Here is a 16520-nt window from a genome sequence, read left to right as displayed (position 1 = left end):
ATAGGTTTCGACATCAGCCTCTAAATCCCTCTTTTATTTTTAAAAATCCACGAAGCGAAAACTTTTCTTTTTTTAGACATACAAAAAAGGCGCCCCAAAGGGCGCCCTTATTGGACTATTAGATATAACGTATCTTATTTTAAGTTATAAAAAACGTCATTACCTTTATATTGAGCTGTTTCGTATAACATTTCTTCAATGCGAAGTAATTGATTATATTTTGCTACACGTTCAGAACGAGCCGGTGCACCAGTCTTAATTTGACCAGCATTTACAGCTACAGCAATATCAGCAATGAATGTATCTTCAGTTTCACCAGAGCGGTGAGATACTACGCAAGTGTAACCAGCACGTTTAGCAAGTTCCATAGCATCGAAAGCTTCAGTGAGAGTACCGATTTGGTTAACTTTTACAAGAATGGAATTACCTACACCAAGCTCAATACCACGAGCCAAACGTTTTGTGTTAGTTACAAATAAATCATCACCAACAAGTTGTACGCGGTCACCAAGGCGGTCTGTCAACAATTTCCAGCCTTCCCAATCTTCTTCTGCAAGGCCATCTTCGATGGATATGATTGGATATTTGCCTACTAGGTATTCGTAAAAATCTACCATTTCAGCTGCTGTTTTAACTTTACCTTCCCCAGCAAGGTTATATTTACCACCTTCGTAGAATTCAGAAGATGCAGAATCAAGTGCCAATTTGAAATCTTTTCCTGGTTCATAACCAGCAGCTTTAATAGCTTCACAGATTACTTCTAATGCTTCTTCATTAGATGATAAGTTAGGTGCGAAACCACCTTCATCACCTACTGCAGTACTAAGACCTTTATTGTGAAGTACGGATTTCAAAGTATGGTATACTTCTGCACAGCTACGAAGAGCTTCTGCAAAAGATTTAGCGCCTACAGGCATGATCATAAATTCTTGAATGTCTACGTTATTATCAGCATGTGCGCCACCGTTCAAGATATTCATCATAGGAACTGGCAACTCTTTTGCATTAAAGCCACCAAGGTATACAAATAATGGCAAGTCCAAAGATTCAGCTGCAGCACGAGCTACTGCCATGGATACACCAAGGATTGCATTTGCACCAAGGTTAGATTTATTATCGGTACCATCCAATTGCAACATTAAGTTATCGATTGCCACTTGTTCTGTCGCATCATAACCGATAAGTGCAGGACCGATTTTAGCATTTACATTATCGATAGCTTTTAAAACACCTTTACCGGAATAACGGGATTTATCTCCATCCCGTAATTCTACGGCTTCAAACATACCTGTGGAAGCACCAGATGGAACTGCTACTGTAGCAATAGTACCATCTTCTAAACATACTTCAACTTCAACTGTTGGATTACCGCGGGAATCTAAAATCTCTCTTGCAATGACTTGTTCAATTACTGCCATTTCTTCACCTCATATAATCTAATGGAATAACTGCCATCTGACAGCCATTATATATATTGAGCTAAACCTTATAGGCTTATAACTCTAATTAACTACTAATATAGTGAAAGCTCCATATTATGCTTTATGTACCAAGCTATGACCTGTCATAGCTTTTGGTTGTTTTATCCCAGCTAAGTCTAATAATGTAGGAGCAATGTCACATAATTTACCAGCTTCTAATGTAGCTGTTTTTAAACTGTCGCTCATTAAAATTAAAGGAACCAAGTTCGTTGTATGTGCCGTATGTACCTTACCTGTTTCATGATTAACCATAAGCTCTGCATTACCATGATCTGCTGTAACTAACAGATGACCTTTCTTGCTACGAATAGCCTCCACGATACGACCTAAACAAGTATCTACTGCTTGAACCGCTTTAACGGCAGCTTCAAAGCTACCAGTATGACCAACCATATCTGGATTTGCAAAATTCAAGATAATCATGTCATATGTTTCATCTTGTATCGCTTGTACAACCTTATCGGTCACTTCATAAGCACTCATTTCTGGTTGTAAATCATAGGTGGCCACTTGAGGGGATTTTACAAGAATGCGATCCTCTCCTTCAAAGGGTTCCTCTTCACCGCCATTAAAGAAATATGTAACATGAGCATACTTTTCTGTTTCCGCAATACGCAATTGGCGATAACCACCTGCACTTAGAACTTCACCTAATGTTTCAGATAATGTATCCTTTTCATACACAATATGTACGGGCAAACCATCCTCGTATTTTGTCATAGTTGCCATATATATAGATAGTGGCTCCCTTTTAAAGCCATCAAAATCAGGTAACACTAGTGCCTTTGTAAGTTCACGACCACGGTCTGGGCGGAAGTTACAGAATATAACCGCATCTCCATCTTTGATAGTCCCTGCAGCATCAATCACCGTAGGAAGTACAAACTCATCTGCCGCATCTTTATCATAAGACTGTTGCACCGCTTCACATGCAGATATAGCTATTTCACCTTGACCATGCACAATGGCATTATATGCCAATTCAACGCGGTCCCAACGATTATCGCGGTCCATTGCATAATAGCGACCACTAACTGTAGCAATTTTACCACAATTGAGATCAGCCATATACGTTTCTAAGTCCTTTAAATAGCCTTGTGCACATTGTGGAGCTACATCACGACCATCGAGCAAAGCATGGACATACACATGCTCGATTCCATTATCATGAGCCCCCTTGATGACTGCCTTAATATGATCTAAGGAACAATGCACATTACCATCTGAAACTAGACCTATAAGATGTAAGCTTTGCTTCTTAGCTACTTCGTATAGTTCCTTCATAACAGGGCGATTATAAAACTCACCAGACTCGACATCTTTAGTAATACGAGTCAAATCTTGATACACTATGCGACCAGAGCCAAGATTTAAATGGCCAACTTCAGAATTTCCCATTTGACCTTCTGGAAGGCCTACCGCAAGCCCTGATGCTTCTAATGTTGTATGTGGATACGTATCCCATAATCGATTAAAACAGAGCGGCTTCGCCTGTACTACAGCATTGGTTGTGTCTGATTTATCCCCCAAGCCAAAGCCATCTAGGATGACTAGCATTACGGGAGCCTCTAATTTAGCCATTTGTAACCTCATATTAAGCGCTTACTTGGTTTGCAGCTTTAATAATATCAATAAATTCATCGACCACAAGTGATGCACCACCTACGAGAGCACCGTCAATATTAGGCTCTCCAAGGATTTCTAGTGCATTTTCTGATTTAACGCTACCACCATACTGGATGCGTACTGCATCGGCAGTTTCATTATCATATAAAGATTGAATGTAATTGCGGATTTCTTTGCATACCTCTTCAGCTTGATCAGCCGTTGCTGTCTTGCCCGTACCGATAGCCCAAATTGGTTCGTACGCAATGATCAATTGACTGACTTGTTCTTTCGGAATATCAGCCAAAGCCCCTTTTAGTTGAGACGTAATCCAGTCAAGTGTATGACCCGTTTCACGATGTTCTAAACTTTCACCAACACAGACAATAGGATTCAAATTATGATGAAATGCACTTTTAATTTTTGCATTAACGGTCTCATCTGTTTCGCCATAATATTCACGGCGCTCAGAGTGACCGATGATTACATAATTAACGCCTACTTCTGTAAGCATAAGTGGTGAAATCTCACCAGTAAACGCACCAGCATCATGATAATCCATAGTTTGTGCACCTACTTCAATAGCTGTATTTTTCGTCAATACTACAGCACGTTCGATAGCTGTAAAAGGCGGACATACAACTACATCACAGGACAATTCCATATCTTGTAACACGCTGTTAAACGCTTCGATCAGAATTGATCCAGATGCAATGGTGCCATTCATTTTCCAATTCCCTGCAATAATGGGTTTTCTCATATTATGCCTCGGACAATGCAGCAATACCCGGTAGGATTTTGCCTTCTAAGAATTCTAAAGATGCACCGCCACCTGTGGAGATGTGGCTAATTTTATCTGCTAAACCACTTTTTTCAATGGCTGCTACAGAGTCGCCACCACCAACGATAGTCATCGCATCAGATTCAGCTACAGCTTTCGCTACTGCATTTGTACCAGCTGCAAAGTTTTCCATTTCAAATACGCCCATAGGACCATTCCAAATAATAGTCTTCATTGGCGCCAATGCTTCTACATAAAGTTCGCGGGTTTTAGGCCCAATATCTAATATCATCCAGCCATCTTCGATTTGATCAACATCAACGATTTTAGTGTTAGCGTCGTTGCTGAAAGCATCAGCTACTACAGCATCGATAGGGGTCAATAATTTAGCACCTGCTACGCGAGCTTCCATAACAAGATCTGTAGCAATAGCTTCTTGACCTTCTTCAAATAAAGAGCTACCAATGTTGCAGCCTTGTGCTTTAATGAAAGCATTTGCCATACCACCGCCGATAATCATGACATCAACTTTAGGCAAAAGGTTTGAAATAACAGAAATTTTATCTGTTACCTTAGCACCGCCGATAATAGCTGCCATAGGTGTTTTTGGATGCACTACAGCTGCACTTAATGCATCAATTTCTTTTTTGAGCAAGAAACCTGCTGCCATAGGGATATAGTCAGCAATACCAACTACGGATGCTGCATTTCGGTGAGATACACCGAATGCATCGTTGATGGCTACGTCCGCAAGAGATGCCAATTGTTTAGCAAACTCAGGATCATTTTTAGTTTCTTCGTTATGGTAACGTAAGTTTTCAAGCATCAATACATCGCCTGGTTGTAATGCTTTTACAGCTTCTTCAACCTTAGAGCCAATGCAGTCATCTACGAATGCTACTGGCTTGTTGATAAGCTCAGATAAATGTTTTGCACATGGTGCTAAAGACATTTCCGGTTTACGCTCCCCTTTTGGACGACCAAAGTGAGAAGCAAGAATAACCTTTGCCCCTTTTTCAATTAAATAATTGATAGTAGGTAAGGCACTACGAATACGAGTGTCATCAGTGATGACACCATCTTTCATAGGAACATTAAAATCAACACGAACAAATACTGTTTTGTTGTCTACTTGTAAACCATCGATTGTTAGTTTCATCAAAGCCTCCCGATTATAAGCCTTTGCTTGCTACGAATGCTGCCATATCGATAAGACGTTCGGAGTAGCCCCATTCGTTATCATACCAAGAAACAACTTTTACCATGTTACCATCCATAACCATTGTTAAATCAGCGTCAACAATAGAGCTACGTGGGTCAGAGCTGAAATCGCAAGATACCAATGGCACATCAGATACACCTAAGATACCTTTTAATTCGCCAGCTGCTGCTTTACGGAATGCTTCGTTGATTTCTTCTTTAGTAGCAGGTTTTTCAAGTTCGCAAACAAGATCTGTAGCAGATACATCTGGAGTAGGAACGCGCAATGCAAAGCCATCTAATTTACCTTTTAATTGTGGCAATACTTTAGCAACCGCTTTTGCTGCACCAGTTGTTGTAGGAATGATAGACATTGCTGCTGCACGAGCACGACGAGGGTCTTTATGACGTGCATCAAGAATTTTTTGGTCATTTGTATAGGAATGAATTGTAGTCATCATACCGCGTTTGATACCGAATTCATCGCATAAAACTTTAGCAAATGGAGCCAAGCAGTTTGTTGTACAAGATGCATTGGAGATGATGTGGTGTTTTGCAGGATCATACATATCTTGGTTAACACCCATAACCATTGTTAAATCTTCGTTTTTACCAGGTGCAGAAATCAATACTTTTTTAACAGTAGGTTGATTCAAATGAACCTTTGCTTCCTCTGCATCACGGTATTTACCAGTACATTCCATAACAATTTCAACGCCTTCTTCAGACCAAGGCAATTTAGAAGCATCGCGGTCATGGAATACGCGAATTTTTTTACCATCAACGTAGATATTTTCTTCATCAAATGTTACTTCATTAGGAATTGTACCGTGTACGGAATCGTATTTTAACAATAATGCAGTACCTTCATTATCACCAGTTGCATTAATTGCCACTACATCCACATCAGGATTATTAATCGCTGCGCGAACTACACATTTACCAATACGACCAAATCCGTTAATACCAACTTTTACTGCCATTGTTAGATCCTCCTAATAACAAAAATTCTAACCAAATTCAAACTAAAATTTATAACTACTAATTCGCCTATAAGGCAGAAATTTGTAACAATTGACGCATACCTTCGGCTGCTTGCTCATCAATGATAAGTATCCCTTTCTGGCAAGCTCGCATCACACCTATAATAGCGCTCGCTTTTTCTTGTCCGCCAGCTACAGCAATAACATTGGGAACCTTTACTACATCGGGAAGTGATAAACCAATATTATTAGTAGAATAAATTAACTTACCCTCAATGTCACAATATTGGCCAAGTGCTTCACCTACCGCATGATTATCTACCAACTGCTTACGCACATCATCGGCAATATGGCGCTGATCCGCCATGCGCATTGCAGTACCAATACCAAATAATAGTACGTCAGTCCTACTAATGAGGTCTCCAATTTCTTTAATTTGTGGTTCACAAGTCATGAGCATATGTAATGAGTCTTGTGAAAGTCCATCAGGTAAATGGAGCATCTTATAGGAACCACTTAGTCGTTCAGCAAGCACCGAAGCAATTACATTAGCTTGGTATTCCACTACTTCACCAACGCCACCACGGGCTGGTACCACAGTAGGATTGAAAGGTAAGATAGGCATTTCTTCAGCTATTGCTGCCATGGTGCTACCGCCACTGATGGCTACTACTGCATTAGGTTTCAATAGGTCTTGCAATAACTTTGCCGCTGTAAAGCCTAACTTTTTAACCATCAAGGTTCCTTCTGTAGGTGTAATAACAACTCTATCGATATGAAGTGCTTCAGTCAATCGATGTTCTAGCTCGTTAATACGATCTAGCTCATTTAAAAAATTTCGTAACTTTGGAACAATTGCATGTCCCTCATCAGTGAGAAAAATCCCTGGTTTATAAATGTCTACAAGACCATTAGCACGCATTAACTCAATATGACTTCTTACGGTTCGCTCTGGAAGATCCGTTGCGGTAGCTAATGTTCTACGGCCTATAGGCTCTTCATAAACAAGGTGGTTTAGTATTTTGTATCGCTCCTTCAATACGCTAACAATTTCAGGAACAATACGTTCACATATCATTAGAAATTCGTTCATCGGGTCCCTCCTTTACCCGTTGGGATTACATGAATCGTTTTTCGTCCCATGTGAACAAAATCCGTCCCACCTAAAATAAAAAAATACTTTTACACTTGTATTGTATACCTTATGTAATTTTTATTCAACCCTAAATAAGAGAAAACGACATACGCCTTAGATAATTTGTTATTATTTCAAATCTAATAATATGTCGTCATGTCCCCTTATTATATTCTAATATGTCGTTTTATTGTATTTTATTTTGTACCGAAGATACGGTCACCTGCATCCCCTAAGCCAGGCAAGATGTAACCATGATCATTAAGCTTTTCATCAAGTGCTGCTACATAAATAGGAACATCTGGATGTTCTTTATTTACTGCTTCTACCCCTTCAGGAGCAGCTACTAAGCACATTAATTTAATATGTTTAGCACCTTTTTCTTTTAGCAATGTAATCGCTGCAGCTGCACTACCACCAGTAGCAAGCATTGGATCAGTTACGATGAAGTCGCGTTCTCCTACGTCAGATGGTAGTTTACAGTAGTATTCTACTGGTTTCAAAGTTTCAGGATCACGGTACAAACCAATATGACCAACTTTTGCAGTTGGAATTAAACTAAGCATACCATTTACCATACCTAGACCAGCGCGAAGAATTGGAATAATACCCAGTTTTTTACCTGCAATTCGTTTGCCAGTCATTTTAGTTAGTGGTGTTTCTACCTCCACATCCTCAAGTGGTAAGTTGCGTGTAATTTCATACCCCATCAACATAGTAATTTCATCAAGTAGTTCTCTGAAATCTTTAGAGCCTGTTTGTACGTCACGCATCAATGTAACTTTGTGTTGAATCAATGGATGTGTCATAACATTAACTTTCATGACTGTCCTCCTATAAAACAATATACATATCCCATTCTAGCGATTAACTATCATATTTACTCTATCACAGATTAGAAAATCATGCCATAAAAATATTGAAAGGGATGTGCCGATGGCACACCCCTTTTACACTACCTATAAACTTATAGGACTATAAATATATATTTAATATTAATACAATCGATTAGTACAATGGATACGCTTCACAAAGTGCAGCAACACGTTTACTAGCTTCTTCATGGAGCGATTTATCCTCAGGATTTTTAAGAACCACTGCAATAATATCGGCAATTTCTTCCATATCTTTCACTTGCAAACCACGTGTTGTAAGAGCTGGCGTACCAAGGCGAATACCACTTGTTACAAATGGGCTAGCTGGATCAAATGGAATTGTATTTTTATTACATGTAATACCTACTTCATCGAGTAAGTGTTCAGCTTCTTTACCAGTTAAACCAGTATTACGAACATCTACAAGCATAACATGAGTATCTGTACCGCCAGAAACAATTGTTAAGCCCTTTTCTTGTAATGCTGCAGCCAGCGCTTTTGCATTGTCGATGACTTGTTGTGCATATACTTTGAACTCAGGTTGTAAAGCTTCACCAAATGCTACAGCTTTAGCAGCGATAACATGCATCAAAGGACCACCTTGGATGCCAGGGAAGATAGCTTTATCGATTGCTTTAGCATACTTTTCTTTGCAAAGAATCATACCACCACGAGGGCCACGCAATGTTTTATGAGTTGTTGTAGTAACGATATCTGCATATTCCACAGGGTTTGGATGTAAACCAGCTGCTACAAGTCCAGCAAAGTGAGCCATATCTACCATGAAAATAGCATCTACTTCGTGTGCCACTTCAGCCATTTTCTTAAAGTCGATTTGACGGCTATAAGCACTACCACCAGCGATAATCAACTTAGGTTTTGCTTCTAATACAATTTTACGGAACTCATCGTAGTCGATTTGTTGTGTTTCAGCATCTACACCATAAGGTACTACATTGAAATATGTACCAGATACGTTAACTGGAGAACCATGAGTCAAATGACCGCCGTGGGACAAGTTCATACCCACAATAGTATCACCTGGTTGTAATAATGCGAAATACACGCCAAAGTTTGCTTGAGAACCAGAGTGAGGTTGTACATTAGCATGTTCTGCACCGAACAGGCGTTTTGCACGTTCGATAGCCAATGTTTCAATAACATCAACATTTTCACAACCGCCATAATAGCGTTTGCCAGGATACCCTTCTGCATATTTGTTAGTCAATACGCTACCTTGAGCTTCCATTACAGCTTGAGAAACAAAATTTTCAGAAGCAATCATTTCTAATTTATCGCGTTGGCGTGCTAACTCTTGGTTGATAACAGCTTGAATATTAGGGTCTTGTTTTTCTAAGAAACTCATGAGTATCCTCCTCATATAGAACAACTATCTATAAAGTAATGATGTATTATTTCTCTAATGCTTTTATTTTCTCTACACGACGTGCATGACGTCCACCTTCAAACTCAGTTTCCATAAAAATGGTTACAATATCGTTAGCAAGGCCTGGTCCAATAACGCGTTCACCCATAGTAAGGATGTTCGCATCATTATGTTCACGACATGCGTGAGCAGAAAATGTATCATGACAAAGAGCAGCGCGAATGCCCGCTATCTTATTTGCTGCAATACCGATACCGATACCCGTACCACAAATCAAAATACCGCGATCTGCTTGACCAGATACAACTGCATTTGCTACAGGTACTGCAATATCAGGATAGTCGCAAGACTCAGCTGTATGACAGCCAAAATCCTCTACTTCATGTCCCAACGCATTTAATAATTCCTTAACGGATGCTTTTAAATGTAATCCGCCATGATCACAACCGATTGCAACTTTCATAATTTCATCTCCTATGCTTTCTCAGGCGCTGATTTAAGGCCTTCCACTATTAAGTGATAAATCTGTTCCGCACATTCGTTATATACGGTTTGATCAGATCCATATGGGTCCGTAACATCACCATCTTGACCACCCCACTCGGAAATCGTTTTAATTTTACCTTCCTCAAAGGGGAATTGGCGAAGTAGTACAGATTTGTGATCTTTCGTCATACCAAGAATAAGATCTGCTGCATTTACGAGTTCCATCGTTAAGGGTCTCGATTCATGGTTGGAAATATCTGTAATGGAACGGACAGCTACTACGGCTTGTTCAGTTGGTTTTGCTCCATAAGCGGCAAATAAACCAGCCGATACAGTTGTAACATCCTTATGTTTCTCCGCTGCAAGGGCCCGTGTAATACCTTCAGCCATAGGGCTGCGGCAAGTGTTACCGGTACATACAAATAAAATATTCATAATAACATCCTTACTCAATCACATTTTGTGATTACTTTATACATTATAGCAAATCTATCCAATATGTAAAGACATTTTTCTATTATCAGTGGACATCTTTATGCTATTAAATTTACTTATAAATGATATGATGACTCGATGCTTTTTCCATTCGATTCATAATGGCAACACCGAAACCATCATCATCAACACCTTCTGCTAGGATTAGCGTAACATGATTTTCATTAAAATGTAATAGACTTTTATAAAAGTCGTGCCCCAATGCTAACGCATCTCCATGATGGCCAAAACAATGGCACATAAATCGTCCATCCTCTTTAATCAAGTTATACGTTTCTTGACTTACCAAACACCCTATGGGACCTTCTATGCCTTCTGAAAGCTCTTTGAAAGTGTGTGCTACACCTTCTGGACTACCTACAACAACCGTCATAGGTGCATCAGGCGCATAATGCGTATACTTCATGCCAGGAGCCTTTGGTATAGTGGTTGCATTAACTAACGCAGTATCATACTCAACAGTAGACACCACACGTTCAAGCTGTGCTTTTGTAATTCCACCAGGTCTTAATATAATGACCTTATCATCATGGACTTCTACAACAGTAGACTCTACACCAATCGTACATGGACCAGCATCTAAGATATAGGAAATGCGACCATTCATATCATTATATACATCTTCTGCAGTAGTTGGACTTGGGCGCCCTGAAATATTGGCACTAGGTGCCGCTATAGGTATGCCTGCACGCTCTAATAATACTCGACATGCCTCATGATCAGGACACCGAAGCGCCACACGAGATAAACCACCTGTTGCACGATCTGGCACTAAATCAGATTTAGGCAATGTAATCGTTAATGGCCCTGGCCAGAATGTATCCATTAAGGCTTGCGCCGTAGCAGAAATTTCTGTTACCAAAGGTTTTATGCTTTCACTATTAGGAACATGCAAAATAAGTGGATTATCAGAAGGCCGTCCTTTGGCAGCATAGATTTTATCCATCGCCTCTGGATCTAGACCATTTGCACCTAATCCATATACAGTTTCTGTAGGAATAGACACCAATTCACCATTGCGCAAAGCACGGGCTAACGTATCTATATCTTGTTCTGATGGATTTGTAATGATTTTAGTATCCATATTAGCCCTCATATACAGCTGTCACTACCCGGTTATGACCACCGAGGTCAGCTATAAATTGAATATTCGAATATTGACCTGTTTCTTGCAATAAAGCACCTACCTCTTTTGCTTGGTCAAAGCCTACTTCAAACGCCACACGGCCATTAGCGTTTAAATAATTTCTACATTCTTTAGCTAAGATTCGATAAAATTGAAGTCCATCCTCTCCACCAAATAATGCAATATGAGGCTCATTTAACACATCTGGAGACAACATCTTTAAATCACCAGTTCGAATGTATGGCGGATTAGAAACAATAAGATCAAATTTCTCTTTTTTTCCATATAAAGTGTGGAACATATCTGATTCCATAAATTGTACTCGGTCAGATAAATTAAAGGACTCACCATTTTCGCGTGCCACCGGTAAAGCATCTGTGGAGATATCTAAACCAACACCACTAGCATTTGGCAAATAATGTAATAGACTTAATAATATTGTCCCAGGGCCTGTACATACATCAAGAATACGCACATTACTATCTTTTGGATAAGTACCTAGTACATGCTCAATCAAGGTTTCCGTATCAGGTCGTGGAATTAATACCTTATCATTCACCTTAAAGGTCAACCCCATAAAGTCCTTTTCCCCAATGATAGCCGCTACACAATGTCCCTTAGCTCGTTGTTGAACGAGAGGTCTAAAGGCATCGAGTTCATCTTGAATAAGCGGTTGGTCATAATGGGTATATAGATAAATCCGATCTTTACCTAAAACGTGAGAAAGCAGTACTTCCCCATCAAGTCGAGGTGTATCCATCTCCTTGCTTTGAAAGTACTGCTCTGTCCACTGGAGAATACGACCGATTGTCCAAATCTCCTTATGCATTTGTATTGGCCTCCTGCATTTTTGCCGCTTGGTCTGCAGCATTTAAGGCTTGAATAATTTCATCAAGATCGCCATTTAAAATAGCATCTAATTTATATAATGTTAAATTAATACGATGATCTGTGACGCGTCCTTGTGGGTAATTATAGGTGCGAATACGTTCACTACGATCACCTGTACCGACTTGACTCTTACGATCTGCAGCCATACTAGAAATGGCCTCTTGTTCAGCTTGATCCTGTAACTTAGCACGTAATACACGCATAGCTTTTTCACGGTTTTGTAATTGAGATCGTTGATCTTGACACGCTACAACGATACCAGATGGTAAGTGTGTAATACGAACAGCAGACTCAGTTTTATTGATATGCTGACCACCGGCACCACTCGCACGATATGTATCAATTTTTAAATCTTTTTCATTAACTTCAATATCAACATCTTCCATCTCTGGCAATACGGCTACTGTAACGGTAGATGTATGTACACGGCCTTGTGTTTCTGTAGCCGGTACACGTTGTACACGATGTACACCAGATTCAAATTTCATCTTAGAGTATACATTTTCACCATCCACAGAGAAAATAACCTCTTTAAAGCCACCAAGCTCTGGTTCATTAGCATCGATAATCTCACAACGCCAGCCTTGGCTTTCCGCATATTTTGTGTACATGCGGAACAAGTCGCCTGCAAATAATGCAGCTTCATCACCGCCAGCGCCCCCGCGAATTTCGATGATAATATTTTTATCATCATTAGGATCCTTAGGTAATAATAGAACTTGCAACTTTTCTTCCAATTCCTCTTTTTGAGGTTTTAAGTCTTTCAATTCCTCTTGAGCCATTTCTCGGAATTCTTCGTCCATGGATTTATCTTCAATAACTTCCATAGCTTCATCAATACCAGATAAAACTTTTTTATAAGTACGGAACGTTTCAACGGTTTCAGATAATTGAGCATGTTGACGGGTCAATTTACGCCATTCATCTTGGCGAGCAATGACCTCTGGGTCACTAATGCGCTGCTCAAGATCCATAAATTTATCTTCAATAACTTGTAATTTATCAACTAACATGTTTATTCCTCTTCATATGCGTCACTCTCAGGCGGACGGACCTCTTCTAAAGCTCGTATAGCAACTTCAATTTGATCATCCTCTGGTTCACGCGTTGTCATATATTGTAACGCAAGACCTGGTTTAATAAGAGCTTTCACAAAAGAATGATCGCTACGTCCAGCAAGACGAATTACCTCGTACGCAATACCAGCTACTACAGGCATAAGGAGTACGCGGCTCACGATACGTTCCAACAAATTGGGCCAACCCAAGAAAGCAAATACAAAGATACTAACTACCATAACAATAAGTAAGAAATTTGTACCACATCGCGCATGCAAGCGACTTTGTTGGCGAACATTTTCTACAGTTAAAGGCAAATCTAATTCATAAGTATGAATCGTTTTATGCTCTGCCCCATGATATTGGAAAACTCGTTGAATATCCTTCGTAAGACCAATCCCCCAAATATAAAGTAAGAAAAGTACTAAACGAATGACACCTTCAATGAGATTTAATACTATATGATTATCCTGTACACCAGGAATGAATTTTACGATAAATGTAGGCAATGCCAAAAACACAGCTATCGCAAACAGTGTAGAAATGACCATGGTAATGGCGATTTCACTATTAGACATTTCTTCCTCTTCATCGCCAGCAGCCTTAGCAGAGAAGGATAAAGCCTTCATGCCTATCACTAGAGATTCATAGAGAGCTACACAGCCACGAAGAAATGGTTTTTTCAATATTGGATATGTGTCAGCAATGGACTTTGTAGCTTCTTTTTGAACTACAATAGTTCCCGCAGGCTCACGTACGGCAGTTGCCGTATAACCAGGGCCTCTCATCATGACACCTTCAATCACAGCCTGTCCTCCGACAAACTTTTTTATACGTTCTCTGTTCACAAGATCTCCTCTCATAAACAAATATAGGCAGAGCCAACAGCCCTGCCAATACATGTTACATTACAAAACAAATTATTTGCCGTAACGTTTGTTAAATTGTTCAATACGACCACGAGCTTGAGCCGCACGTTGTTGACCAGTGAAGAACGGATGGCATTTGGAGCAAACGTCTACACGAAGGTCTTCTTTTACAGAGCCAGTTTTGAATGTGTTGCCACAACCGCAAGTTACTGTAGCTTCTTTATAGTCTGGATGAATACCTTGTTTCATTCTATACACCTCTTTCCAGCAATCAATATTATTCTTATAGATTATAGCATGACACCTACACAAATGCAAGTAACCAATACTATTCCTTGGACGCTTGCTTTTCTTCAATAGCCTCAGCTAAAATAGCTTCCAAGTCACTTTCGTTGAGGATGTCACGCAATGCAATGAGCTCCTCTAAAGAAAGGGTAATACCTTTTTTCATGCTTGTATATTCACTATCCCAAGCACGAAGATCAAACTTAGGATTGTATTTTCCCCAACTAGTACATGTTAATTGTTTTTTCCAACCATCTTTATCTTCAGACAAAGTACCAATAACCTTGAAGATTTCAAAATTAATAACTGCCATAGGTCCTCCTTTCTTACATATTCATATGCTATGTTTCGTATCTACTATATTTAGTAGTTTATATTTTTTAGGATACGATATATTTTAAACCAAAATTATATGATTTACAATTCTTTTTTATAGTCACTATAATCTTCAATATCAATAGAAGCTGTAGGTGGCATAACTTGTGCACCTAATGAATCTACGGTCTCTTTCCAACTCCTTGTAGCCTCCGTAACAGCCTTGATATATGCCTCGTCAGCAGCCTGTACAGATTTAATTAGTTGGGCTTCATTCTTTACATCTAATACGCGACGACGTACGCTACTAAGCATATAGCCAAAGGATTCAGCTGTTTGAACGAGCATGGAGATTTCTTGAATCAATGTTTGACCCGTAGTGCTGCAGAAATAGGCATACCACATATATGCTAATTCAGCATCTGGGAACATCCAGTACATATCATCTACAGGCGCTTCTGTCGTAATATCTACATCAATATGATCAGTATGACGTTTAAAAGTAAGAAAATAAGCTCCACTTTCAATAAGAGCAGTGCGACCTAATTCAGATACACGGCTATCAATGCAATAAATACCATCTTGACCTAAGGCTACGTCCGTTTGACCGCCGGGCAACAAAATAGAGCGCAAGGACAAGCCATAATTTAATACCGTAAATACTGGCAATTGCGCAAATACGCCATGAGGTAATGGAATATAATTAATTGTTTTCCACTCATCCCCTACACGTTCACGAAGACCAACACGCATTTTTTTTACATCGTATTTACCATATACGATTTCATAAGCCCCTAATGGAGTCCATTCTCGTATAGCTTCTACTCGTTTTTGGTTCAAGAAAAATTGCAACGCCATATTATTTAAGCCCAATTGATTTTGTGCCATTGTAGCAGGTAAGAATAATTGAGCAGTCCCTTCTGGAACCAAGTTATGTAATCCGTTAGCGACCTCTTCTACAATATCTTCAGAGGATTGGAACATACCAACTGTGCCTGTAAAGATATGGTCAAAATAGCTACGATGAGGCCATTGATTAATGATTTGAGCCATCGGATATAAACGTGTCAAAATGCTATAGCACACGGGAGATGCCGTATACAGAACGACTTTTTTATCTTCATAAGATTGAAGAATCTCTTCAACCATGCCTGCATATTCTTCTACATAAGCATACAGAACCAGTTCTCCCGTTTTACTATGAGCTTCGATACTTTCACGAACAGGAGTTTCCCAAATAGTTCCTACATCTAGACCTTCTAAAATACCTGTGTCACTAATAAAATCAAACAATTCCACTCTAAAGGATGGTCCATAAAGAGCTTGGAATGTATTCAAATCATATGGTACAGGACCAAAGGATTCTACTGTGGATTTTTCTGCTAACGCATATAAATCATCTGCCGTTACCCCCCACTCACGGGAGCTAGCATTACTAGAAATCAATTGATCTAGCACTTTAAAACGCATTAACTCATTTACAATATCAATTCCCTTAATACCATGATTAGCACAAAGGGCAATAAATTCTTCGTTATTTACTTTCAT

17 protein-coding genes are annotated in these 16520 nt (G+C 39.5%); all 17 read right to left on the bottom strand.

Annotation, left to right across the window (positions count from 1 at the left end):
* Positions 1-134 precede the first annotated feature (134 nt).
* The 17 genes from eno to E6X37_RS01300 all read right to left on the bottom strand — a co-directional run bounded on the left by eno (position 135) and on the right by E6X37_RS01300 (position 16520).
* A complete protein-coding gene (gene eno, locus E6X37_RS01380; RefSeq protein WP_316689395.1) occupies positions 135-1418 on the bottom strand; it encodes a phosphopyruvate hydratase in 1284 nt (427 codons plus the stop codon).
* 117 nt (positions 1419-1535) lie between these two features.
* Complete coding sequence (gpmI, locus tag E6X37_RS01375) at positions 1536-3062, bottom strand: 2,3-bisphosphoglycerate-independent phosphoglycerate mutase (RefSeq protein WP_105086770.1); 1527 nt, start codon at positions 3060-3062, stop codon at positions 1536-1538.
* 13 nt (positions 3063-3075) lie between these two features.
* On the bottom strand, positions 3076-3846 hold the full coding sequence (gene tpiA / locus E6X37_RS01370) for a triose-phosphate isomerase (protein ID WP_060919726.1): 771 nt from the start codon (positions 3844-3846) through the stop codon (positions 3076-3078).
* 1 nt (position 3847) lies between these two features.
* Positions 3848-5026, bottom strand: coding sequence for a phosphoglycerate kinase (locus E6X37_RS01365; RefSeq protein WP_316689394.1), 1179 nt, complete (start codon positions 5024-5026; stop codon positions 3848-3850).
* A gap of 13 nt (positions 5027-5039) precedes the next feature.
* Positions 5040-6050, bottom strand: coding sequence for a type I glyceraldehyde-3-phosphate dehydrogenase (gene gap, locus E6X37_RS01360; protein ID WP_004697289.1), 1011 nt, complete (start codon positions 6048-6050; stop codon positions 5040-5042).
* A gap of 67 nt (positions 6051-6117) precedes the next feature.
* Complete coding sequence (locus E6X37_RS01355) at positions 6118-7143, bottom strand: sugar-binding transcriptional regulator (protein ID WP_008714121.1); 1026 nt, start codon at positions 7141-7143, stop codon at positions 6118-6120.
* Between the two features lie 239 nt (positions 7144-7382).
* Entirely contained in the window at positions 7383-8009 is a 627-nt protein-coding gene (gene upp / locus E6X37_RS01350) for a uracil phosphoribosyltransferase (protein WP_008601199.1), read from the bottom strand.
* A gap of 184 nt (positions 8010-8193) precedes the next feature.
* On the bottom strand, positions 8194-9426 hold the full coding sequence (locus E6X37_RS01345; protein WP_101928355.1) for a serine hydroxymethyltransferase: 1233 nt from the start codon (positions 9424-9426) through the stop codon (positions 8194-8196).
* A 46-nt stretch (positions 9427-9472) separates the two neighbouring features.
* The gene (gene rpiB / locus E6X37_RS01340; RefSeq protein ID WP_101928356.1) at positions 9473-9910 is read right to left on the bottom strand and encodes a ribose 5-phosphate isomerase B; all 438 of its coding nucleotides are present in this window, start codon (positions 9908-9910) and stop codon (positions 9473-9475) included.
* 11 nt (positions 9911-9921) lie between these two features.
* Positions 9922-10368 carry a low molecular weight protein arginine phosphatase gene (locus tag E6X37_RS01335; protein WP_060919729.1) on the bottom strand — a complete coding sequence of 149 codons (447 nt, stop codon included), beginning with the start codon at positions 10366-10368 and terminating at the stop codon, positions 9922-9924.
* A 112-nt stretch (positions 10369-10480) separates the two neighbouring features.
* Positions 10481-11512 (bottom strand): L-threonylcarbamoyladenylate synthase, encoded by a 1032-nt coding sequence (locus tag E6X37_RS01330; protein ID WP_060919730.1) that lies wholly within the window; start codon positions 11510-11512, stop codon positions 10481-10483.
* Position 11513: 1 nt separating this feature from the next.
* Complete coding sequence (gene prmC, locus E6X37_RS01325; protein WP_316689393.1) at positions 11514-12383, bottom strand: peptide chain release factor N(5)-glutamine methyltransferase; 870 nt, start codon at positions 12381-12383, stop codon at positions 11514-11516.
* Positions 12376-13458 carry a peptide chain release factor 1 gene (gene prfA / locus E6X37_RS01320; protein ID WP_004696177.1) on the bottom strand — a complete coding sequence of 361 codons (1083 nt, stop codon included), beginning with the start codon at positions 13456-13458 and terminating at the stop codon, positions 12376-12378. Before prfA ends, prmC begins: the two co-directional genes overlap by 8 nt.
* A gap of 2 nt (positions 13459-13460) precedes the next feature.
* Complete coding sequence (locus tag E6X37_RS01315; RefSeq protein WP_008601206.1) at positions 13461-14366, bottom strand: DUF1385 domain-containing protein; 906 nt, start codon at positions 14364-14366, stop codon at positions 13461-13463.
* 57 nt (positions 14367-14423) lie between these two features.
* Positions 14424-14621, bottom strand: coding sequence for a 50S ribosomal protein L31 (gene rpmE / locus E6X37_RS01310; protein WP_004696185.1), 198 nt, complete (start codon positions 14619-14621; stop codon positions 14424-14426).
* Between the two features lie 79 nt (positions 14622-14700).
* The gene (locus E6X37_RS01305) at positions 14701-14970 is read right to left on the bottom strand and encodes a YdbC family protein (RefSeq protein ID WP_004696187.1); all 270 of its coding nucleotides are present in this window, start codon (positions 14968-14970) and stop codon (positions 14701-14703) included.
* A 104-nt stretch (positions 14971-15074) separates the two neighbouring features.
* Entirely contained in the window at positions 15075-16520 is a 1446-nt protein-coding gene (locus tag E6X37_RS01300) for a hypothetical protein (RefSeq protein ID WP_316073329.1), read from the bottom strand.

It is taken from the genome of Veillonella parvula (assembly GCF_032550495.1).
Classification (GTDB): domain Bacteria; phylum Bacillota; class Negativicutes; order Veillonellales; family Veillonellaceae; genus Veillonella; species Veillonella parvula_G.
This window is presented reverse-complemented; position numbering and strand designations above follow the sequence as displayed.

Bases quoted from the DNA above. Each gene is read 5' to 3' on its own strand.
- E6X37_RS01305 (WP_004696187.1), bottom strand. From the start codon at position 14,970: ATGGCAGTTATTAATTTTGAAATCTTCAAGGTTATTGGTACTTTGTCT.
- gap (WP_004697289.1), bottom strand. From the start codon at position 6,050: ATGGCAGTAAAAGTTGGTATTAACGGATTTGGTCGTATTGGTAAATGT.
- E6X37_RS01335 (WP_060919729.1), bottom strand. From the start codon at position 10,368: ATGAATATTTTATTTGTATGTACCGGTAACACTTGCCGCAGCCCTATG.
- E6X37_RS01355 (WP_008714121.1), bottom strand. From the start codon at position 7,143: ATGAACGAATTTCTAATGATATGTGAACGTATTGTTCCTGAAATTGTT.
- rpiB (WP_101928356.1), bottom strand. From the start codon at position 9,910: ATGAAAGTTGCAATCGGTTGTGATCATGGCGGATTACATTTAAAAGCA.
- E6X37_RS01315 (WP_008601206.1), bottom strand. From the start codon at position 14,366: ATGAGAGGAGATCTTGTGAACAGAGAACGTATAAAAAAGTTTGTCGGA.
- prfA (WP_004696177.1), bottom strand. From the start codon at position 13,458: ATGTTAGTTGATAAATTACAAGTTATTGAAGATAAATTTATGGATCTT.
- tpiA (WP_060919726.1), bottom strand. From the start codon at position 3,846: ATGAGAAAACCCATTATTGCAGGGAATTGGAAAATGAATGGCACCATT.
- gpmI (WP_105086770.1), bottom strand. From the start codon at position 3,062: ATGGCTAAATTAGAGGCTCCCGTAATGCTAGTCATCCTAGATGGCTTT.
- E6X37_RS01365 (WP_316689394.1), bottom strand. From the start codon at position 5,026: ATGAAACTAACAATCGATGGTTTACAAGTAGACAACAAAACAGTATTT.
- eno (WP_316689395.1), bottom strand. From the start codon at position 1,418: ATGGCAGTAATTGAACAAGTCATTGCAAGAGAGATTTTAGATTCCCGC.
- E6X37_RS01345 (WP_101928355.1), bottom strand. From the start codon at position 9,426: ATGAGTTTCTTAGAAAAACAAGACCCTAATATTCAAGCTGTTATCAAC.
- prmC (WP_316689393.1), bottom strand. From the start codon at position 12,383: ATGCATAAGGAGATTTGGACAATCGGTCGTATTCTCCAGTGGACAGAG.
- E6X37_RS01330 (WP_060919730.1), bottom strand. From the start codon at position 11,512: ATGGATACTAAAATCATTACAAATCCATCAGAACAAGATATAGATACG.
- rpmE (WP_004696185.1), bottom strand. From the start codon at position 14,621: ATGAAACAAGGTATTCATCCAGACTATAAAGAAGCTACAGTAACTTGC.
- E6X37_RS01300 (WP_316073329.1), bottom strand. From the start codon at position 16,520: ATGAAAGTAAATAACGAAGAATTTATTGCCCTTTGTGCTAATCATGGT.
- upp (WP_008601199.1), bottom strand. From the start codon at position 8,009: ATGAAAGTTAATGTTATGACACATCCATTGATTCAACACAAAGTTACA.